This is a genomic window from Chryseobacterium sp. SG20098 (assembly GCF_031844745.1).
GTDB lineage: Bacteria > Bacteroidota > Bacteroidia > Flavobacteriales > Weeksellaceae > Chryseobacterium > Chryseobacterium cucumeris.
This window is the reverse complement of record NZ_CP134622.1, coordinates 3,391,330-3,411,748: the sequence shown is the minus strand read 5'-3', so window position 1 is coordinate 3,411,748 and position 20,419 is coordinate 3,391,330. Positions and strand designations below refer to the sequence as shown.

General features: G+C 37.7%; 19 protein-coding genes. 6 read left to right on the top strand and 13 right to left on the bottom strand.

The annotated features are described in order from the left end of the window. Position 1 precedes the first annotated feature (1 nt). From RHP76_RS15685 to RHP76_RS15630, 12 genes are all read right to left on the bottom strand, one after another. Positions 2–463 carry a heme-binding domain-containing protein gene (locus RHP76_RS15685; protein ID WP_120232400.1) on the bottom strand — a complete coding sequence of 154 codons (462 nt, stop codon included), beginning with the start codon at positions 461–463 and terminating at the stop codon, positions 2–4. A 2-nt stretch (positions 464–465) separates the two neighbouring features. Continuing rightward, positions 466–1,107, bottom strand: coding sequence for a DUF3347 domain-containing protein (locus RHP76_RS15680; protein ID WP_120232399.1), 642 nt, complete (start codon positions 1,105–1,107; stop codon positions 466–468). A gap of 31 nt (positions 1,108–1,138) precedes the next feature. Further along, positions 1,139–2,023, bottom strand: a complete 885-nt coding sequence (locus tag RHP76_RS15675; protein ID WP_311228551.1) for a DUF3347 domain-containing protein — start codon at positions 2,021–2,023, stop codon at positions 1,139–1,141. Between the two features lie 953 nt (positions 2,024–2,976). Further along, positions 2,977–3,939: a T9SS type A sorting domain-containing protein gene (locus tag RHP76_RS15670; protein WP_311228550.1), complete on the bottom strand. Its 963-nt coding sequence runs from the start codon at positions 3,937–3,939 to the stop codon at positions 2,977–2,979. Positions 3,940–3,981: 42 nt separating this feature from the next. Continuing rightward, on the bottom strand, positions 3,982–5,379 hold the full coding sequence (locus RHP76_RS15665) for a Dma1 family dual membrane-spanning anti-sigma factor (RefSeq protein ID WP_120232396.1): 1,398 nt from the start codon (positions 5,377–5,379) through the stop codon (positions 3,982–3,984). Continuing rightward, a complete protein-coding gene (locus RHP76_RS15660; protein WP_120232395.1) occupies positions 5,372–5,938 on the bottom strand; it encodes an RNA polymerase sigma factor in 567 nt (188 codons plus the stop codon). Before RHP76_RS15660 ends, RHP76_RS15665 begins: the two co-directional genes overlap by 8 nt. A 102-nt stretch (positions 5,939–6,040) precedes the next feature. Continuing rightward, complete coding sequence (locus tag RHP76_RS15655; RefSeq protein ID WP_311228549.1) at positions 6,041–6,619, bottom strand: DUF4840 domain-containing protein; 579 nt, start codon at positions 6,617–6,619, stop codon at positions 6,041–6,043. Positions 6,620–6,874: 255 nt separating this feature from the next. Continuing rightward, complete coding sequence (locus RHP76_RS15650) at positions 6,875–8,290, bottom strand: efflux transporter outer membrane subunit (RefSeq protein ID WP_311228548.1); 1,416 nt, start codon at positions 8,288–8,290, stop codon at positions 6,875–6,877. Further along, positions 8,277–11,435 (bottom strand): efflux RND transporter permease subunit, encoded by a 3,159-nt coding sequence (locus RHP76_RS15645; RefSeq protein ID WP_311228547.1) that lies wholly within the window; start codon positions 11,433–11,435, stop codon positions 8,277–8,279. The genes RHP76_RS15650 and RHP76_RS15645 overlap by 14 nt, the downstream gene beginning before the upstream one ends. A gap of 29 nt (positions 11,436–11,464) precedes the next feature. Next, a complete protein-coding gene (locus tag RHP76_RS15640) occupies positions 11,465–12,586 on the bottom strand; it encodes an efflux RND transporter periplasmic adaptor subunit (protein ID WP_311228546.1) in 1,122 nt (373 codons plus the stop codon). 271 nt (positions 12,587–12,857) lie between these two features. Continuing rightward, positions 12,858–13,622 carry a LytR/AlgR family response regulator transcription factor gene (locus tag RHP76_RS15635; RefSeq protein ID WP_216443543.1) on the bottom strand — a complete coding sequence of 255 codons (765 nt, stop codon included), beginning with the start codon at positions 13,620–13,622 and terminating at the stop codon, positions 12,858–12,860. Continuing rightward, the gene (locus RHP76_RS15630) at positions 13,619–14,737 is read right to left on the bottom strand and encodes a sensor histidine kinase (RefSeq protein WP_311228545.1); all 1,119 of its coding nucleotides are present in this window, start codon (positions 14,735–14,737) and stop codon (positions 13,619–13,621) included. The genes RHP76_RS15635 and RHP76_RS15630 overlap by 4 nt, the downstream gene beginning before the upstream one ends. A gap of 229 nt (positions 14,738–14,966) precedes the next feature. On the opposite strand from RHP76_RS15630, the gene RHP76_RS15625 reads away from it, so the two are divergent. Further along, the gene (locus tag RHP76_RS15625; protein ID WP_311228544.1) at positions 14,967–15,791 is read left to right on the top strand and encodes a universal stress protein; all 825 of its coding nucleotides are present in this window, start codon (positions 14,967–14,969) and stop codon (positions 15,789–15,791) included. A 114-nt stretch (positions 15,792–15,905) separates the two neighbouring features. On the opposite strand, the gene RHP76_RS15620 is transcribed toward RHP76_RS15625, so the two are convergent. Continuing rightward, positions 15,906–16,853 carry an NADP-dependent oxidoreductase gene (locus RHP76_RS15620; RefSeq protein ID WP_311228543.1) on the bottom strand — a complete coding sequence of 316 codons (948 nt, stop codon included), beginning with the start codon at positions 16,851–16,853 and terminating at the stop codon, positions 15,906–15,908. A gap of 120 nt (positions 16,854–16,973) precedes the next feature. On the opposite strand from RHP76_RS15620, the gene RHP76_RS15615 reads away from it, so the two are divergent. From RHP76_RS15615 to RHP76_RS15595, 5 genes are all read left to right on the top strand, one after another. Beyond that, the gene (locus tag RHP76_RS15615; protein ID WP_062673001.1) at positions 16,974–17,321 is read left to right on the top strand and encodes a winged helix-turn-helix transcriptional regulator; all 348 of its coding nucleotides are present in this window, start codon (positions 16,974–16,976) and stop codon (positions 17,319–17,321) included. Positions 17,322–17,538: 217 nt separating this feature from the next. After that, positions 17,539–18,084, top strand: coding sequence for a hypothetical protein (locus tag RHP76_RS15610; protein WP_216443547.1), 546 nt, complete (start codon positions 17,539–17,541; stop codon positions 18,082–18,084). A 13-nt stretch (positions 18,085–18,097) separates the two neighbouring features. After that, positions 18,098–18,736, top strand: a complete 639-nt coding sequence (locus RHP76_RS15605; RefSeq protein WP_123278671.1) for a hypothetical protein — start codon at positions 18,098–18,100, stop codon at positions 18,734–18,736. Positions 18,737–18,754: 18 nt separating this feature from the next. Further along, positions 18,755–19,525: a sensor histidine kinase gene (locus RHP76_RS15600; protein WP_311228542.1), complete on the top strand. Its 771-nt coding sequence runs from the start codon at positions 18,755–18,757 to the stop codon at positions 19,523–19,525. After that, complete coding sequence (locus RHP76_RS15595) at positions 19,522–20,166, top strand: response regulator transcription factor (RefSeq protein ID WP_311228541.1); 645 nt, start codon at positions 19,522–19,524, stop codon at positions 20,164–20,166. Before RHP76_RS15600 ends, RHP76_RS15595 begins: the two co-directional genes overlap by 4 nt. Positions 20,167–20,419: the final 253 nt, after the last annotated feature.

The following is a 20,419-nucleotide window of genomic DNA, read 5'->3' as shown; positions in this document are numbered from 1 at the left end:
TTTATTCATAAACTTTGCTCTGCTCTTTTAACCATTCGGTCATTGTTTTAATTTCGTCATCACTCAGTTTTGCTTTTCTGTGCATCAGAGTGTAAGACGACAATGGCATTTGCCTGTTTACAATCTGTTCTTTTATTGAATTCAGCAATCTTTCCTGTTTTCGGTTGGAATAGGTTTCCCATTCATTGAAATTCAGGTCATTTTTCGCCTCTTTAATGTGGCTTTCTACAACTGATCTTACAGGCTGTATGTAATCGTACCACACATAATCGGTATTGTTACTGTGACAGTCATAACAGGAATTCCGAAACAGAGTTTGTACTTCAGCCGGCATTTTATATACTCTTATAAAATCTTTTGTAGCAGCATTGCCTTTATCTATATTAAAGGCGGGCTGATACAGTTGTATTGCAATAAAAAGAAACAGAACAAATACCAAAATTCTTTTCAGTATTTGTTTCATTCTCAGAACTCTTTTTTCACAGAACCACAGTTTAACATCTGATTTCCATAGTAAGGATTTTTGATGTCTCTGGTTTCACTTATCCATACTGCTCCTTTACCGTCATTATACATTGGACAATGATCCTGATACAGTTTTTGTGAACTGCCAAATAAGGCGATAAGATCCGAAACATCTTTACTTAAAGAAGCCAGATGCTCACGCTGATGATCAATTTTCCCTGCATTATCACCAATATGTTCTGCATTTTCCTTTACGTTGTCTGCTATTTCTTGATACTCTTTTTGTTTACTGGAAGGAATACTTTTCACATCCACATTCTTGAGGGTCGACAGTAATTTTTTTCCTGCATTGGCTGCTCCCTTGTCATTGTCTGCAACAAGTGCATTTTTAAGGGCTAAATAATCTTTAACAATAGGTTCAATGCTAAAGTTTTGGGGGTTAGTCTCTGTTTTAACCGTTTCAGTTTTCTGATCAGGAGCAATTACTGGTTCAGCAGAAACAGCTGAATCACGTGATGGTAATGTCTTTGTCTCAGATATAGATGTACTGTTTTGTATTTTTACCTCACTGTTTTTATTTGGAGACTGTTTGCAGGAGATTGCGGCTGTTAATATGATGATTGTTACTATTATATGTTTCATTGTATTAATATTTACTTATTAAAGTTTTTTATTATTGATGGTTGATGGTTTCCTGAACACTCCCGCAGGTAAGCATTTTAGAACCGTAAAATGGATTTTTGATGGATTCTTCTTTGCTAAGCCAATTCGCTCCTTTTCCATTATTAAACATTGGGCAATGCTGGTAATACACTGTTTCGCCATGTTTTGAAACTTTGGTAAGGGCATAGATATTTTCAGACAGAAGCGCAAAAGTACCTCTCTGCTTTTCGATGTCTTTAGTAGTTGCTATCTTTTCTGCCTGTGCTGTCAGTTCTTTTAAAGCTTTCATCCAAACAGTATGTTCTTCATTGGAAAGCTTACCCATTTCAACATTCCGAATCGCTTTTACCAAAGAGGCTGCCCTTGCCGATGAAGTCCCTGCATCAGTATTTACCAGTGCATCTTTTAAAGAAAAATAATTGTCAAAAACTGCTTTAAGCTGAAATTCGTTTTTATTTTCAGAGTTGTTAGCCTGGGTCATTTTGCTGTGATCATGATTAGCGTGTTCGTTATTCATATTCATTCCCTGATCTTTATTCATGTTGGCAGGTTTTAATTCTCTTTTGTACTGGCAGCAGCCCGGCAGCTTACTGTAAACATCGTCCGGAGCTAAGAACTTTTCACTGTCATAACCCGCTAAAGCAATACGCTTAAGTATTTCTTCCTGATTTGTTTTTTGGGCATCATAATTCAGGGTAGCCATTTTTGTATCTTCATTCCACTCTACGGATGAGATATTCTTTAGATTCCCGGCTTTTTCGATATTGGCTTTACACATTTCACAGTTGCCATATATTTTTACTGTCTCTGTCTTTGCATTTTTGATCTGTGCAAAGCTTATAGTATATGATAGTAATACAATGATTACCATCAATATTTTTGATAATGATTTCATTTTTTGATTTTTAAAATTGATAATTGGAATACGACCGTGTGTCCGAAAACAAAAGTTTGCCTTCGACAAGACCTATTTCTGGCTGTACAGCCAGATAATTATCCTATTTTGGGAGGTTGCCAGATAGAAGAAAACCCTGAAGAATAATAGGTTTGACTGAAACTAAATTTAAGTTTCGTTTCCTCAATGAAATGATTTTTGATTTTCAGACCGTCCATAACAGGAAGTCCTGTTAATGAGATGACAGTTCCGCATCGGCAGGAATTGTGTTTACATTTGCCATTGCAATCATTATGGTCTTTATCTTTTTTACAAAAACCAGTTTTACAGCAGAATTTATCTGATAAACTACTAGTTTGACACTTATAACCTAAAGTTTGATCCTTTTTTATATCTTTTTTTGTGCACGCAAAGCTTAAGTTCGGTACTAAGAAAAGCACCAGACACAGGATAAGGATGCGGCCGATATGTTTGTTATAAGTTTTCAACCAAACAAAGTTACAATATTTATCATTTATATCTTTTTTTATGAAATTATTTTTGTGAATTTTTCTGCAGGTTGATGTTATTTACAAAAAAATCAATGTATTTCTGAATAGAAAATTTTTCAGACAAAGCTCGTAGCAAAGGAATTTATCTCTTCATAGAATAAAAAAACCGGTACAAAAAAATTTGTACCGACTCAACCATTATTAAAAACTAACGAAAAAGATTATTGGTCTGAATACCGGAAAAAATTAGTGTGAGTCAGGAAGCCGGATGCCGGAAAGAGAAAGCTCCTTTGGGGGTAATTATGACCGTCATTAGATTAACAAGGATGAAAATGTATCTATGAGCGTAAAGTATTAAAATAAATCACTTTAGTTCTTCTTCAATACAAGGAACATCCCCCTCTGACATCCATTCTTCCTTCCCACAATCAATTTTTAACCTCTTCAGATTGTATACTCCTATTATTTTTTTATCAATCTATTTTTATATTCTGTTCCATCTGTGCTTTTAGACACAATGATATAATTTCCTGGTACCAGACTGCTTACATCAATCGCCTGGTTATATCTGTGATCTACTTTCTTCAGGACAAGTTTTCCGGACATATCAATGATGATAACTTCCTTATAGACTTTATCCGATTCTTTCCCGATATAAAGATGCTGCGCGGTAGGATTAGGATAAATTCTCAGATTATTATCTTTAATTTTTGTCTTTCCAGTTCCCAGATTGCTGCAGAATTCCCAATCTCCGAAAGTCACCTCAACAAATGCAAACGGGTCTAACATCTCACATTGATCCTGACAATATTCCGTACAGGCATAAAATCCGTATTTCCCTGAGTTGGTTGCAATGTAGGTGTCTCCTACTACACCTGCAATAATACAAGGATCTCCTGCTACCGGCGGATTGCTCCCTGGCACACATTTGAACCAGGTATGTTTGCCATATACTAAAGGAAATATATTGTCAAACTGTACAGAAGCTCCATTGCAGACCTTCACGGTTCCCATATTTTCTTCGTAGGTGCCCGGTGTATAAGTAGTCATCATTGCCGGCAGACCATATACAAAACCATCTGCAAATGCCGTAGGACTCTCTGCTGTACAGTCGCCCTCAGAAACCACTACTTTAAAATAATTCAACTGATCGTTACCACTAATGGTTAGCTGCTGAGATGTTGCTCCCGGAATAGCTACCCATGGATTGTTATTAGGTGTCTGCCAGGTCCATTCCTGTTTGTACCACTGATACGTTGTGTACGTCTGTGTAGTGGAAAGAATTTCATCTTCCGTACTACAGAATAAAATCGTTCCCGGATACTTTTGCCCAAGTCTCGCGCTGGTAATTGTGGGTGTACATTGTGCTTTAATATTCAGAATACTAAATAGTACAACCGCTAAAAAAATTAGTTTTGTTTTCATATATATAGATTATTAAGTTTGGTGTTGTAAAAATGGTCTGCCTTAATCCAGCAGTACTCGTATTCCGAATTTCATATTAAATTGAAAAGGCTTTTCCTTATAAATGGTATTAGGAGCACTTTCTTCTTTAAAATGGTACCCTATTCCCGGCTCTGCATAAATTCCGACTTTATCAATAAGTTTCAACTGAAGCCCTACTGCTGTATTGACAGAAAACTGCAAAGGTTTAGGCTCCACACGTTCTTTTGAGGACTCCTTAATTTGATCATCGACAACATAAGTTGTTGTAATACTGCCCGCTATTGGTTTTTCTACCAATGCTCCAGCTGTAATATATCCTGTAAATTTTCCTTTTTGAATGACATTATAATTAACCTGAACAGGAATTCCTATATAATGAACTGTCTGATCTCCTTTAATATAATTATTGTCACTTCCGGAATGCAGCTCAGAAGAAAGCTTGGTGTAATTCAGTCCTGTTCCTATTCCCCATCTTTTCCCCAAATTATAGTAAACAGAAAGTCCGAATGTCACCGGTACTTTATGTCTGATCCTCGCTTCTACCGGCTGACTTTGATTGGCCAGTAATATGGCCGTCAGAGGATCATCATGATATTCGGCTGTAGACCATACCTGATCTATATTCATCGCTTTTCCAGTGATTGAAGCATAGCCCGGAAACTGCTGTTCTGCAGAATTGGAACCCATATTTCCTGTAAGCATACCTAACATCCATGATTTTTTATCTCTGGATCTCGCGGCTTTAAGCTGTGTATTTTCAGCATAGACTTCTTTTACTTTTTCCTGATTAAAAAGAACCTCATCAGAAGCCTGTTCTTTTACAGTTTCTTTCACTGTATCATCAATAACTGATGTTTTCTGAGCGATCTTACTTTCCTGCTGAAAAGACTCAGATGCTGTCGGAAGCTTGAAGACATCCTGGATCTTCTGATGGCTTCCAGCCTGATTTTCTGCTCCATTATCAGCATATCTTGGTGTCAATGTTTTCTCCGAAGCACCGGTGTTCAATATATTTTCAGATAAAAAAACATCTGTTCTTGATTTTACTTTACCGCCTGAAAGATTCTCAGTTTCTATAGTTTTTATATAATTTTTCTCCTTTTCTCCTTTCATATCTGCCGGTTTCTGAGACAGCGTTTTTCCGGTATCATTCTGGGGCAGTATTCTGGTCAGCAAAAACAATAATGCAATGGCCGCTGCAATCCCTCCTACGCGATAAAATATGGATCTGTTTCCTGTATTTGTTCTCTTTTCTTTGATTGCTTCACCTTCATGAACCTCAGGAATAAATCCGGGAATACTGTTATTTTCTTCTCCGGAAAATAATTCATCTTTAATGTCATTCCACAATCCTTCCGGAACGTCCTCTTCATGGTCATCCATTCTGCTTCGCAGATTATTTAGCCATTCGTTATTCATATTGTGCTTTTTTTGACATTTTAAATTCTTTTATTTTCTGAGCAAGCAGTCCTTTTGCCCTGTGAAACTGTGATGCAGAAGAATTCTCTGCAATCCCCAGCAGCCCGGCAATCTCTTTATGGCTTTTTTTCTCAAATACAAACAAGTTAAAAACAGTTCTGTACCCTTCAGGAAGAGCTCTGATCATCATCATAATATCATCACGGGGAATTTCTTCAAAATCCGGTTCTTCTTCATTAGGAATATCTGGAAGATCATCTACTTCTATGGCAGATTTAAAGTCTCCTTTCTGCTTAATATGCTTCAAGGATTCATTGACTGTGATACGGGTCATCCAGGCTTTTAAAGAACCATTTCCTCTGTACTCAAAAGATTCTATCGAACGGAACATTTTAATAAAACTGTTTTGGAGGACATCATGAACATCTTCTTTTTCTGCCAGATAACGAGAACATACATAGGACAGATTTCTGGAATAAGCTCCAAAAAGCTCTTTCCAGGCAGCTTCCTCCTTTTTCAGAAGGTGCTTTACCAAAATCTGTTCTTTACTTTCTTCCATATAATGCTGCTGCCTCCGTATCCGCCGGGATATTATAAAACTGTCAAGCAAAAATAGATTGCATCTTTTTAATAAAGTGCAATCCATTGATGATACTATTTATTAATTTTTTATACAGAACGGGAAATTATAATCGATCACGTCATAAGGAGTAACCACTGTTCCGTCTACTGTAATTTTTTCTGCTGTGAGCGCATATCTAAGCGTTCTATCCATCCCTACATAATATCCTTTTTGCTTAGAAACGAATTCCACAACCGTTTTTTTGTTGACTCCGTCTACCGGAATCTGAAGCTCCATTGTTTTTGGAGTAAGAGTAAGCTCTATCACATTATTTGCGGTATTGATCACTGCTGCATATTTAATATCATAGTTCACTTTTCCAAGTGATTTTATGGCAGTTTCAGCTTTTGCAGGATCCTTTACTACAGTTTTTACGATTTCACTTATTGGAAATTCGGCAAAAGAGATCGTATCTTTCTTTACTTTGAATTCTTTTATTCCTTCTCTTTTGGTAGTTCCTTGTACAATAATCATTTTTCCTTTATAGTTTCCTGGTAATTCTTCCATTTTTACAGGCGGAATGTCCGGTCCTTCATTATCATTACATGAGAATAGGGTCAATCCTGCCAAAACCATTAAAACTGTCATAAAAAATCGGGGTACTGTCAATTTTTTCATTGCATTACATTTTCGTTAAACATTAATTATTTTCGAGTACTCATCTATATAAATCATGTTTTCTGAAAATCTTGCATCCTTTTCCAAAAAAAGAATAAAAAAAATTATAACCAATTGATTTTGTGAATATAAAATTTCATCATCTCATTGCAAATTCCGTACCTGTTATAAAAACAAAGCTCTATTTATCTTTTATAAACAGCAAAAAGGAAACTACATGACATAGCTTCCTTTTTATTATTTACCAGTTGTATTTTATTGTACTCCGCCTCCAAGTGCTCTGTAAAGATCTACCTCAGCATTTAATTTTTCAAGGGTCACATTGATGGCTTCCAGATCATTCTGAAGTTTATTGTTCTGAGCAGTGATCACTTCCAGATAGGTAGCCATCCCACTTTTATATAACTTCAATGCATCATTGATTCCTTTGTCCAGAATAGCTGTTCTCTGTTCTAAAAGCTGTAATCTTTCTGAAGAACCTTTAGACTTTGCCATAGCATCGGAAACTTCTCCCACCGCAGTCATTACAGATTGTTTAAAATTGATGGCTGCTTTTTCCTGTTCAATCAAAGCTGTTTCATACGCTGTTTTCAATTCTTTTTTCTGAAAAATAGGGGCAGCAAGATTGGCCGCAATTGCTTTGGTAATAGATCCGGGAATATCAAACCATGAGCTGAATTTATTGGAATTTACACCTATCTGTGGGCTCAGACTGATACTTGGATACATAGCAGCTTTTGCCAATCCGGTTTTGGAATTTAAACTGATAACGTTAAACTCTGCCATCTTCAGATCAGGTCTTCGGCTCAGCAGTTGTGCGAGTAATCCTTCTGACAGCTTATTTTCAGGAATCATTGTTTTCAGATTTCCTTCTCTTTCTACTTTGTCCGGATATTCTCCACAAAGAATACTCAGTGCATTTTCCTGAATAGAAATATTCTGTTTTGCCAAAGGAATCAGCAGCTCAGCGGTTTTCTTCTGTGCTTCCGATTGCTGAACCGCCAATGAATTAATTTGTCCTGCCACAAACTGAAGATTCATCATTTTAAGGGTATTGTCACTCAACTCAATATTCTGTTCGGCTATTTTCAGCTGTTCATCTAGACTGATCAGATTATAATAAGCCTGAGCTACCTGAACGACGATTCTGCTTTTGATGGCATTTAAATTTTCTTTTTGTCCAAAATATTCTGCCGCCGCGGATTCTTTCTGCATTTTAGCTTTTCCCCAAATGTCTACTTCCCAGGAAAGCCTCAGTGCGGCACTGAAATCATCCATGTATTTTGTACCGACAAATTGTTCATTCAGAGAGCCGTTAAGCGTATTGGTAGAAGCCCAGCTTCTGTTGGCACCTGCTGTAAGATCTAATGTTGGCATCAGACCCAGTTTAGCTTGTTTATAAATCAGATCCAGCTGTTCTATATTTTTCAAAGCGACATTCACTTCATTATTTCTTGAAAGGGCTTTATCTATTAGGCCTATCAATTTTGGATCTTTGAAGAATGTCTTCCAGGGAAGAATTACTGTATCTCCTGTCACCTGCATGGATTCTTTGTAGGTCTCGGGAATCTGAAGGTCTGTTCTTGTATATTTTTTCCCTACGGCACAAGACATCAGTAGTGATGCCATTGCGCCTGAAATAAGGAAATTCTTTATATTAAATATGCTCATTTGTCAATTGATTTTCTGTTGTAGTATACTTCTTTTTGGTAGAGAATTTCTCATCCAGATACTGAAAGAACATGTAGAGTACAGGAATGACGAAAACTCCTAAAACCACTCCACTTAGCATTCCCATGGCCGCACTTGTACTGATGGATTTGTTTCCTGATGCCATTCCTCCTGAAGAAATCATCAGTGGAACCATTCCCACAATAAAGGCTAATGAAGTCATGATAATAGGACGTAACCTCGCCTTTGCTCCTTCCAGTGCGGAGTCCAGAATCGAAAGACCTGCTTTTCGCCTTTGTATGGCAAATTCTACAATCAGGATCGCATTTTTGGCCAGAAGCCCGATAAGCATGATGAGTCCCACCTGTACATAAATATTATTATCCAGCCCGATGGCTTTTATTCCTAAGAATGCTCCTACAATTCCTGTTGGAATGGAAAGCATTACAGCTAAAGGAAGGATATAACTTTCATATTGAGCTGCCAGTAGCAGGTACACAAAAAGCAAGCACAGTCCAAAAATGGCAATCGTTTGATTTCCTGCTGATTTCTCTTCCAAACTTAATCCTGTCCATTCGTAGCTGTAGTCGGATGGTAGCTTGCTTAAAGTCTGTTCCAGTTTATCCATCAATTCTCCATTACTTACGCCTGGTTTTGGAGACACGTTGATATTTAATGAATTGTAAAGGTTATATCGCTGAACGGATTCCGGACCGTAGACTTTTTTCAAAGTAATCAATGTATTCACCGGAACCATATCTCCTTTTTCATTCTTTACGAAAATATCGTTGAAGGCCTGTTCATCCATTCTGAAAACACCATCTGCTTTAATATTCACTCTATAGAACTTCCCGAATCTTGAGAAATTCTGAGACTGATCTCCTGAGAAATAGGTCTGAACAGTTCCCAACAGATTGGAAATGCTTACTCCCAGCTGCTTTGCTTTATCTTCATTTACTTCAAGTTCCATCTGAGGATAATCTGCCCTGAACATGGTGTAGGCAAATGCTACTTCCGGAACCTGCATCAACTGACCGATCAGTTCATCTGCTTTGGCCTTAAGAACCTGAGGATCTCTTCCCATACGGTCCTGAAGTACAATTTCGGCATCATTCGTCATTCCGTAACCTTCTACAGGAGGCATTCTGAAGGTCATTACACTTCCTTCTTTGATCACTCCCAGTTTTGCATTCGCCATATCTACCACTTCCTGAATATCCTGAACCTCTCCTCTTTCTTTCTTAGGTTTCAGTTTAACAAATCCCATTGCATAAGCCGGCCCTGCACTGTTACTAAGAAGGTTGTATCCGGTAATGGAAGTATTTTCCTGCACCGCTTCCACTCCTTTTAAGATATCATTGATCTTGTTGGAAACCTCTGTCGTTTTGGTCAATGCTGTCCCGGGAGGCATGCTTAAAGTGTACATGAAGAATCCGTCATCTTCCATTGGTACAAAACTTTTTGGCGTACTTGACATCAGCCAGCCTGCAACCCCGATAACAACTACGATTAATCCTCCTGCAATCCATTTTCTCCCTATTAAAAAGCGTACTCCTTTTGCATAACGGTTGGTCATATTATTGAATCCAGCATTGAATGCCACAGCAAACCTCTGCCCGAATCCTTTTGGTTTTTTACCTTCTCCCGAGTGATTGTTTTTCAAAAACACGGCACATAAAGCAGGAGTTAAAGTCAATGCGTTAACTGCTGAAATAATGATCGCTATGGCCAATGTATAGGCAAACTGCTTATAGAATAATCCTGCAGAACCGGACATAAATCCGATGGGAATAAATACGGCCGACATCACCAATGTAATAGAGATAACCGCTCCTGTGATCTCGCTCATCGCCTTATGAGTTGCTTCTCTTCCTGAAAGGTCTGTTCCTTCCATATTACTGTGGACGGCTTCCACCACTACAATGGCATCATCCACCACAATACCGATGGCCAGTACAAGGGCAAAAAGGGTCAGTACGTTGATCGTAAATCCTAAAACCAGAAGGAAGAAGAAGGTACCGATAATCGCCACCGGAACTGCCACTGCCGGAATAATGGTAGATCTGAAATCCTGTAAGAAGATAAATACCACAATAAATACAAGAATAAATGCTTCTATAAGTGTTGATTTCACCTGTCCTGTAGCTTCATCCAATCTTTCTTTGGTACTCATTACCTTCGTGTATTTGATACCAGGAGGGAATGATTTTGATAATTGGTCAAGAGCTTTATTCACTCCTATTTCAATCTGATTCGCGTTGGATCCTGTAGTCTGCATAATCGCTACAGTCACTGCATTTTTCCCATTGGAAAGGTTATCTCCGGTATTTGAAATGGCTCCGAATTCTACACGGGCAATATCTTTTAACCTAATAACCTGGCTTCCTGCATTTTTAACAATAATATTTTCATATTGTTCCGGCTTGTTCTTTTTTCCTTTATAGCGGATTACATATTCTAAGGCTGCATCAGATTCCTCCCCAAGTTTTCCCGGAGCAGATTCCAAACTGTGGTCTGCGATCGCTCTGGAAACATCTGCCGGTTCAAGTCCGTAAGATGACATTTTCTGAGGGTTCAGCCATATTCTCATGGAATAATCTTTCAACCCGAAAACCATGGCCTGCCCAACCCCTTTTACTCTTTTAACCTGGGGAATAAGGTTGATATTCGCATAATTTTGAAGGAAAGTTTCATCATATTGTTTATTATCTTCCGTATAAATATTGAAAATCAATACCATACTGTTCTGCTGCTTGGAGGTGGTCAATCCCATTCTCACTACTTCCTGCGGTAGTATCGGGGTGGCCTGCTGTACTCTGTTTTGCACGTTTACGGCTGCCTGATCAGCATTCACTCCCTGCTTGAATATAATGGATATCGAGAATGTACCATCATTACTTGCCGTAGACTTCATGTATTCCATATCTTCCACTCCGTTGATCTGCTCTTCCAGCGGTGTTACCACAGAACGGATCACTGTTTCACTGTTTCCTCCGGGATATGATCCTGAAACGGTAATCGTGGGCGGAGAGATGTCCGGAAATCTGGTCACTGCCAGCTGGTTTAATCCTATGATCCCTAAAATAACAATGATAAGGGATATTACCGTCGCCAGTACAGGACGGTCTATTATCTTTTTTAACATTTTTGAATTTTCTAAGAAAGGTTATACAACTATTTCAAAGGAACAGTGTGTGCCACCACCTGTGCTCCGTCTGTAAGGGCATCAATTCTGTTAATGGCAATCTTATCTCCTGCATTCACGCCTTCTTTGATAAAGTAATCCTGGGAGGTACTTCCTGAAACGGTAATCTGTGTCATTTTCACTTTATCCTTACCATTCAGTTTATAAACAAAGAATTTGTCCTGAATATCTTTTACAGAGGTTTTCGGAAGTTTAATCACACCATTCAGGGCATTATGAATCATCACTCTGGCTGTTCCTCCGGCTCTTAATAATTTATCCGGATTCTGGAAAACAGCTTTCATCTGAATACTTCCGGTATTTCTGTCGAAATTTCCGCTGGCATTTTCCAGTTTTCCTTTAAGAGAATAAGTGGAGCCGTCTGCCAGGATAAGCTCTACATCTTCTGCTGTATTTCCTGATGCTGCCGCTCTGCTGTGTGCAATAAAATCAGCTTCATTCATGGAGAAGTACACATTCACGGTGTTGATGCTTGAAAGCGTTGTCAATGGTGAGGCATCAGACGGACTGATAAGGTTTCCTACCCTGTTTGGAATTCTTCCGATGTAACCACTAACAGGAGCTTTAATGTAGGTAAAATTGGCATTGATCTTTGAGGATCCCAATGATGACTGTGCCTGTGCTACCTGTGCTGAAGCAGCTTTATAGCTTGCCTGTGCTGTTTTCAGCTGCATATCGGAAACTACTTTTCCTTCTACAAGAGGTTTCAGTTTCTCCACTTCAAGTCTTGCTGTTTCCTGTGCCGCCAGCGCTGATTTCAAGGCCGCTTCATTGGTATTGACCTGCTCATTGTACACAGATGGATTTATTCTGAAAAGGGTCTGTCCTTTGCTTACATACTGTCCTTCTTTGATATATACTGCCTCCAGATATCCTGTTACCTGTGCTTTGATATCCACATTATCCTGTCCTTCTATGCTTCCCGGATATCCTGTAGACACATCTGCATCTCCGGATTTTACCTGAATAAAATCTGTAGGCAACGCCTGCTGCATCTGCTGGGCATTCTCCTGGCCGCTCCCGGAACCGCATGAGTACAATATGGCTGCAGCTGTAAGTGAAAGTACCAGATATCCTTTTCTGTAATTCATAACATTGGTTTTTAAATTTTACAGGAGCAAAATAACTTCATCTTACAGTGATATTCATTCAGAAGTTGGGTGAAGTGTCATTAATCGCAGATGAAACGTATGATAGGAAAAATGAAGGGAAAGCAGCTATTTTCGTTTATAAATGTGGTAAAAAAGAATATTTCGGATGAAAATATAAGTAAAATTGTCAAACACAAATTTGTGGACGATATAAGTGAAGCAAAAAAAAGACTGCTTTTATAGAAGCAGTCTTGTCTGTATTTTTCCAGGATTAATAATCCATCCAGGATTTGAAAACGGAAGCCTTTTCCCGGCTTACAATCACTTCCATATCAGGCTGTTTCCTTAGTTCCAGCTTCAGTTTCCCATTAAAATGATTTAAAATCTGCTTAACGGAATTGATATGAATGATAAATTGTCTGTTGGCACGGAAAAAGAATTTAGGATCCAATTGTTTTTCAAGTTCTTCCAGGGTTTGGGGAACATTTTCTACCACTCCCGTATTCAGCATGGCTTTGCTGATTCCCAATTCGGTATAAAAGTAAAGGATATCTTCTGCCAGCACGGTTTTATATCCGTCTCTGTGGGCGATCAGAAAACGTTTTCTATAGTCTTTTGGCTGGATATAATTCAACAGTCCTTCAATGGCTGTTCCTACTACCGGGACGGCTTCCATAAAGGTTTCATAGCGTTTTAAAGCAGCATCCAGCTCTTCTTCTTCAACAGGTTTCAGAAGATAATCTACACTGTTGTATTTGAATGCCTGTACTGCATATTCATCATATGCTGTGGTAAATATGACGGCACTCTTAACTTCATGTTTGTTAAATATTTCAAAGCTGAGACCATCTGCAAGGCGTACATCCATCATAATGACATCCGGGACAACATTATTTTCCAGCCAGTGTACTGTTGAGGTGATCGAGTCTTCCACGGACAATATTTCAATATGGGGTCTTAACTTCAACAACAGTCTTTTTAACCTGTCAGCATTCGGTCTTTCGTCTTCAACAATTAAAACTTTATTAATCTTCATATCAATGGGAGTTTTACAATAAATTTATCTTCAGTTTTTTCAATTACAGGTTTAGGATATCCTAAGATTTCATATCGTGCAACGATATTGGTAAGCCCTACTCCTGAGGAATCCGGTTTGTTGATCAAAGGCAGAAATGTATTAGAGACTACCAGCTCTCCTTCAGGGTTTGTATAAACGTGAATTTCCAGAGGGTTTACTTTGGATGTCTGATTATGCTTAATAGCATTTTCAACCAGCAACTGTAAAGACAGCGGAAGGGTAAATCTGGATCTGCACTCTTCCTGAATATCTATTTTGAATATAACGCCTTCCCCTATTCTTTTTTCAATCAGAAAGATATAGGACTCTAAAAATTTGAGTTCCTCTTCTACGGCGATAATGTCTTTTTTGGAATTGACCAATAAGTATCTGTATACTCTCGCAAATTTCTCGGAATACTCATACCCCAACTGCTGATCTTCGAGGATGAGTTCTGACAACACACTTAAGTTATTGAAAATAAAATGCGGGTCAATCTGAAGCTTAAGTGCCTGAAGTTCTGCCGCCATTGCAGCCTGCTTGTGTTTTGATGCCCTCAGTTTGTGTTGGGCAGCTTCTACTGCTGTTTTTTTCCAGTTTTCCAATAAATAATCAACAGTATTAAAAGCACTGATAATCAACGATATGACAATATTAGTAGCAATCCATTGTCCCAGCAGCGTATATTCTTTGCGGGAATCCATTTCAGGTAATGTTACTGAAGTACCATCCACGATTGCATTAATAATAATCACAATCAAAACACTTCCCACGATCTGAAGCAAACACTGAATGAATAATCGCTTTACGGTTCTGTTTCTCCAGGGAAGCCACTTATTAAGTGTTCTGTCTATAAATATACTTACCTCAGAAATAATGATTGAAAAAAAGATAATCCATGTGGCATCTTCGAGAATCATTTTTAAAGGAGCATCAAGGTAGCCTTTCCAAACGGGATCAAAAGGATCAATAAGGTAGGAAAAAACGCAGAAAGTGACCACTGCTAAGGCCCAGATCACCAGCCTTCTTTTCATGGTGGAAAGAATCTTCTTATTCCGTACTATTTTTTTCCTGATGGCAGAAATCCTGTTCATATCCGGGACTTTATGAATGTAAATATAGAAATAGATTTTATATGAGTATCTTCTATTTTGGACGAGACCGCCAAAACAATACCTGAAACGTAAAATAGCAGAGTTAAAATGAATGTGACGGTTCATCACCTGAAAAAGACATTTCATCATCATTTTATGCAACATCACATTATTTTTACAATCAGGGAATAACTGTCTATCATAGTTTTGTAATATTAAATCCGGTACAATGAAAACAATAATTGTCTGCACAGATTTTTCCCACGAAGCTGAAAATGCCACTCATTATGCAGCATCTATGGCTAAAGAAAACAAATACAGGATGGTACTTTTCAATCTTCAGTCCGTTTCCATCCATGCCCTGAATGCACAGGCTTCAGCTGATTTTTTCTACACTCAAACGCTTAAAAATCAGAAAAAAATGGAGGATAAGGCAGCGGAACTTAAAAGATTATATACTGTTGAAAACCAGCATCATCTGGCTTCCGGCAATTTTATTGAAGAGCTTGAAAACTGTATGCAGATTCACGATTGTGATTTTATTGTGATGGGAATGGCTGAAAAAACTCTGGAACAGAAGCTTTTGGGAAACAGTGTAACAAGAGCTATACACAGAATTAAAAAACCGATACTCATTGTTCCCGCTCATGTAGAATATACAGGAATCAGGAAAATTCTTTTTGCTTATGATACGCATAAAAGCATGACCTGGTCTGCCATGAATGATATTTACCACTTTATTAATGAATTCAATGCTGAGATTGAGGTATTCAATGTAAGTGAAAGATTAGAAGATTTTGCTGAGGTTATTCATGATATTGACCTTAATTCTGGGTACGATCTGGATGATATTAAGTACAGCTTTAAAATGATTCAGTCCATTGAAGTCATCAAAGCGATTGAGGAGGAAATAAAACTGACCAGCCCGGACCTTTTAACCATGATTCCTTATAAATACAATCTTGTAGAATCTCTTTTCCATCGAAGCAAAACAGCCATAATGGCCTACAAGAATAAATTACCATTACTATCAATTCCCTTAAACATAGATTAAGAATCAATAAAAATCTGTTCACATTTGAATTATCCTTTTTGCCTGTAAAGGCTAAATTTTACACTTAATCTTGTTTAACAGGACCGGGAATAGATTTCCGGTCCTGTTTTTATTTCAGAGGTTTACTATTACTTTTCCTGCAACGCGGCTGGTCTCAACCTCCAGGTGTGCCAGTGCTATGTCTTCAAACGGGAAAGTTTTATAAACAAATGGTTTCAATGCTTCCTGCTTCAATAAGCCCGCAATTGCTTCTGCAGTTTCTTTTTTAGACTGTACCATCATAAACTCAATATTCACCTTTTTCTGCCTGGCTCTCAATGCAATATCCTCAGGAATCTCAGGCGTCGGAAGTGTTATAATAATACCATTCTCTTTTACAATATCTACCGAATCCGACAAAGCTTTTCCCTGAAGGGTATCAATGACGATATCTACATCCTGCACCTTTTCATAAAAGTTTTCTGTTGTATAATCAATATGTTCATCAGCCCCCAGCGACAAAACAAATTCTTTATTTTTACCGGATGATATGCCGATAACATATGCCCCAAAATACTTCGCCATCTGAACAGCAAAATGACCGACACCACCTGAAGCGGCATGGACCAGAACCTTGCTTCCTTTTTTAATTCCGGCAACATCCACTAAGGCCTGATATGCCGTTGAAGCAGCCATTGAGGCCGCGGCAGCCTGCTGATGGGTAATATTCTGAGGCTTTAATGCCAGATGAGCCGCCGGAGCAGCCACATATTCTGCATAGGCATTTCCTTTTCCAAAAAAATTGACCATTCCGAAGACTTCATCTCCAGATTTAAAATCAATTACACTTTTCCCGGTTTCTACGACTTCTCCCGAGATATCCCATCCTAAAATAACGGGCCTCTTTTCTTCAAAAATCCAGTTCAGAACTCCTTCATATGCTCTGGACTTTACATCTACAGGATTAATGCTTACCGATACTACTTTTACCAATACTTCATCATTTCCTATGACAGGCTTATCTATTTCCGTAAATTGAAGATTTTCAACGCCTCCTGCTTCGTTTACAATAACAGCTTTCATTTTTTTTGATTTTAATTATCGGACAAATGTAGTCTCATCATATCTTTGCAGCAAGTATGTACTTTTTAGTAATCTACATACTAAAAACATACTAATACTGATTATCAAACCATTGAAAAAATGTTAAAAATAAAAAAAGTTACCAATGAGCCATCCTGTCCTGTTGACTATGCCTTTAAACGGATTGGAGGAAAGTACAAAGGCCGTATTTTATGGTATCTTCATCTGAAGACAGTTATGCGGTATGGCGAACTTCGTAAAACCCTTTCTGATATTACCCCTAAAATGCTTACCCAGACTGTCCGGGAACTGGAAGATGATGGGCTTATCCATAGGGAAGTGTATCACGAAGTTCCTCCTAAGGTAGAATATTCTCTAACGGAAACCGGCGCCGAACTCATTCCTTTTATTGATTATCTGAGAATTTGGGGTGAAAACCAGATTGAAAAAGAGAGGATAAAAAGGTAAACCTTTCCTGCAAAGCCATGAATGTTCATCATGGTTTTAATTTTATTATTGAAGGAATACCATTGGATATTTTTAATTAAAAAAACAAACCTCGTAATTCCTATTCAACTGAATATCAAAAAGTCGTAAATTTAATAAAGGATAAAAACAGTGTTTTCACCCTTTTTTATAGTTGTGCCGTTCGCTAATTTTGTTCCATAAAATTAAAACCATAAAAATGAAAACTTCCTTTTTTACTAAGATTTCACCTCTGCTTTGTGCAGCTCTTATTCTGGCTCTTTGTCTGCTTAGCTGCACCGAACCTCCTAAAGAACCTGTAAGCAACAGTTATAAAAAGAAACTGATCAGCTACCGTGAAGGGCGCGTTCTTTTTGATGAATACACCAGAACCAATCATGAAATTCTCATGAAGTACAGAAACGGCGAACCCGATTCGCGATGGTACTGGTTTTCGCTTGAAGATATGGAAGGCTATATTAAATATGTAAAAGAAAATGCCAGAAAACAAAAATTAAAAAATCCGGGAATCAGGATCTACATGGGAAAATACCCAATGAACCACCCTAAAAACAGAATGGCAAAACCTGAATATGCAGGTTACCAAACTATATTTTTAGTACCTACCGCCCAAAAAAGAGAAAGAGAGAAGGCCATGGCCAGATCAGCCACCACCGAAGAAAACACAGACGTTACTTCAATAGAATCTATGAACATGACCAATCTGGCGCCTCCACCAAAAGCATTATCAGAAACAATGCCTTAAAAAACACAGCATTATGAACTGGAATATTGAAACAGGGAAACAGATATCGATGGCCATTTCCATTGTAGTGATGATTCTAATGGTCATAAAATACAGAAAAACCGGAAAGGAGAATTTATTTTTTATTATAGGATATCTGTTGTTTTCCCTGATTGATATTTCCTGTTATTTCTATTTCAAGCTGACCAATCTGCCTACGGACATCTTCTATGTAATTGGTTTTTTAATGATTGTATTTTTTTTGTATTTATTGTATTATTACCAATTACTGTATGTTCCGATGCTCAAAAAGATACAGACCATCATCCTGATTCTTTTTGTCCTCAATATTGTTGTGATGTTTTATACAGAAGATGATCTGCTTCATCATTTTTCTTTTAATATGCTCTATGCAGATATTCTCCTGTTGCTGTTTTCAATCATTTTGTTCCTGTACCAAACCTTTAATTCTGATAAAGTATTGGAAATCAAAAACTATTTACCTTTCTGGATATCAGTATCTTTAATGATATTTTTTATTGGAAGCATTCCGATACTTTTTTTCAGGACTACTGTTTCGGAGACGATTTATTTCTTCATTTTATTTATGCTGAATCTGATCAGTAACGGGATACTGATATTAGGTTTAATCTGGAACAAACAGGAAAGATAAGATAAAAGCTTTGCAGATATGGAAGAGAATAATCTGGTCATCATCTTTACGATTACTTTATTCATCGTTGTTTTGACAATGGTCTTCATTTATGCGGTTTTTATCAGGAAAAAAACAACCCTGCTGATTGAGCAGAAGGAAAAAGATGTACGGTTTGAAAAGGAACTGGCGACTTCCCAGGTAGAAATGAAAGAACAGACTCTGAATTATATCGGGCAGGAATTACATGATGATCTGGGTCAAAAACTATCCGTAGTCCGCTTACGCCAGAACCAATTGATTACCAAACTCCAAAATACAGAAAAAGAAGATCTCATCGAACTCAATGAATTATTGGGAGAATGTATACAAGATATCAGAAACCTGTCTAAAACATTGATTACTGAACAGATCATTCATTTCGGACTGGCAGAATCCATTGAAAGAGAAGTGAAAAGGATCAAAAAACTAAAATTATTGAAAATAGAATTTATTACTCAAAAACAGGATATTGATATTTCGCCTAAACACGGACTGATCCTTTTCAGAATTATCCAGGAAAGTATCAATAATATTCTGAAACATTCCAAAGCCAAAAATGTTTCCATACACATGGAAGATGACTGTGATAAACTACACATCAGTATCTCCGACAACGGAAGAGGCTTTGATACAAGCAGTATTCAGGATGGCTCAGGATTGAAAAATATGGAACTGAGAGCCAAGCTGATTCATGCTGAACTGTCTATACAATCAGAACTGAATAAAGGAACACAAACTTTGATAACCTATCATAAAAATTTATTATGAAAACAATTCCCATAGCAATCGTTGATGATCATACCTTAATCTCCAAAGCACTGGAGAATATGATCACAGAAAACACTCAATATCGGGTCATTATGAATCATCCCAACGGAGAAGAATTTATTGCTGGTGTGGAAAAGGCTTCAGAATTACCTGCTGTAGTTCTGATGGATGTTAATATGCCTTATAAAAATGGTATAGAAACTACAGAATGGCTTACAGAGCATTATCCTGATATTAAAGTCATTGCCCTTACCATGGATGATGATGAAAGAATATTAATTAAAATGTTAAAGGCCGGCGCTAAAGGCTATCTGCTGAAAGATATGCAGCCTTCCATTCTTTTCCAGGCCATTGAAACGGTATTTGAAAAAGGCAGCTTTTATACTGATTTTGTGGCTCAAAAACTATTGAAAGTAAAAACAGAAGAAGCCAAAAATGCGTCTTTGCTTTCAGAGCTGAAAGACCGGGAAAAAGAGTTTATCAAATGGGCCTGCAGTGAACTCACATACAAAGAAATAGCGGATAAAATGTGCCTGAGTCCCAAAACCATTGATGGCTACAGAGATTCGGTTTTTGTGAAACTGGATATAAAAAACAGAGCGGGTCTGGTACTTTTTGCTTTGAACCATGATTTGTGCTGACTTAATTTTTAATCCTATTTATTCCCTGAAAAAATAAACATCTTTACATTCTATAGACGTATCCGGCAGCTTTTCAAGCTGCCGGATTTTTATTTCATAACCCACTCATACACAAACAAAAAAGGTGTTTTTCCTTTTTCAAAACGCGGTTTTCTCCTCTGTTTTTGCTCTTCTGAAAGATGGAATTTTGTCATAGAAAAAAACACAAAAAGGCAGCCCCCGAAAAGCCGGAACAGAGTAGGGAATATTTTTT

Bases quoted from the DNA above. Each gene is read 5' to 3' on its own strand.
- RHP76_RS15685 (WP_120232400.1), bottom strand. From the start codon at position 463: ATGAAACAAATACTGAAAAGAATTTTGGTATTTGTTCTGTTTCTTTTT.
- RHP76_RS15680 (WP_120232399.1), bottom strand. From the start codon at position 1,107: ATGAAACATATAATAGTAACAATCATCATATTAACAGCCGCAATCTCC.
- RHP76_RS15675 (WP_311228551.1), bottom strand. From the start codon at position 2,023: ATGAAATCATTATCAAAAATATTGATGGTAATCATTGTATTACTATCA.
- RHP76_RS15670 (WP_311228550.1), bottom strand. From the start codon at position 3,939: ATGAAAACAAAACTAATTTTTTTAGCGGTTGTACTATTTAGTATTCTG.
- RHP76_RS15665 (WP_120232396.1), bottom strand. From the start codon at position 5,379: ATGAATAACGAATGGCTAAATAATCTGCGAAGCAGAATGGATGACCAT.
- RHP76_RS15660 (WP_120232395.1), bottom strand. From the start codon at position 5,938: ATGGAAGAAAGTAAAGAACAGATTTTGGTAAAGCACCTTCTGAAAAAG.
- RHP76_RS15655 (WP_311228549.1), bottom strand. From the start codon at position 6,619: ATGAAAAAATTGACAGTACCCCGATTTTTTATGACAGTTTTAATGGTT.
- RHP76_RS15650 (WP_311228548.1), bottom strand. From the start codon at position 8,290: ATGAGCATATTTAATATAAAGAATTTCCTTATTTCAGGCGCAATGGCA.
- RHP76_RS15645 (WP_311228547.1), bottom strand. From the start codon at position 11,435: ATGTTAAAAAAGATAATAGACCGTCCTGTACTGGCGACGGTAATATCC.
- RHP76_RS15640 (WP_311228546.1), bottom strand. From the start codon at position 12,586: ATGAATTACAGAAAAGGATATCTGGTACTTTCACTTACAGCTGCAGCC.
- RHP76_RS15635 (WP_216443543.1), bottom strand. From the start codon at position 13,622: ATGAAGATTAATAAAGTTTTAATTGTTGAAGACGAAAGACCGAATGCT.
- RHP76_RS15630 (WP_311228545.1), bottom strand. From the start codon at position 14,737: ATGAACAGGATTTCTGCCATCAGGAAAAAAATAGTACGGAATAAGAAG.
- RHP76_RS15625 (WP_311228544.1), top strand. From the start codon at position 14,967: ATGAAAACAATAATTGTCTGCACAGATTTTTCCCACGAAGCTGAAAAT.
- RHP76_RS15620 (WP_311228543.1), bottom strand. From the start codon at position 16,853: ATGAAAGCTGTTATTGTAAACGAAGCAGGAGGCGTTGAAAATCTTCAA.
- RHP76_RS15615 (WP_062673001.1), top strand. From the start codon at position 16,974: ATGTTAAAAATAAAAAAAGTTACCAATGAGCCATCCTGTCCTGTTGAC.
- RHP76_RS15610 (WP_216443547.1), top strand. From the start codon at position 17,539: ATGAAAACTTCCTTTTTTACTAAGATTTCACCTCTGCTTTGTGCAGCT.
- RHP76_RS15605 (WP_123278671.1), top strand. From the start codon at position 18,098: ATGAACTGGAATATTGAAACAGGGAAACAGATATCGATGGCCATTTCC.
- RHP76_RS15600 (WP_311228542.1), top strand. From the start codon at position 18,755: ATGGAAGAGAATAATCTGGTCATCATCTTTACGATTACTTTATTCATC.
- RHP76_RS15595 (WP_311228541.1), top strand. From the start codon at position 19,522: ATGAAAACAATTCCCATAGCAATCGTTGATGATCATACCTTAATCTCC.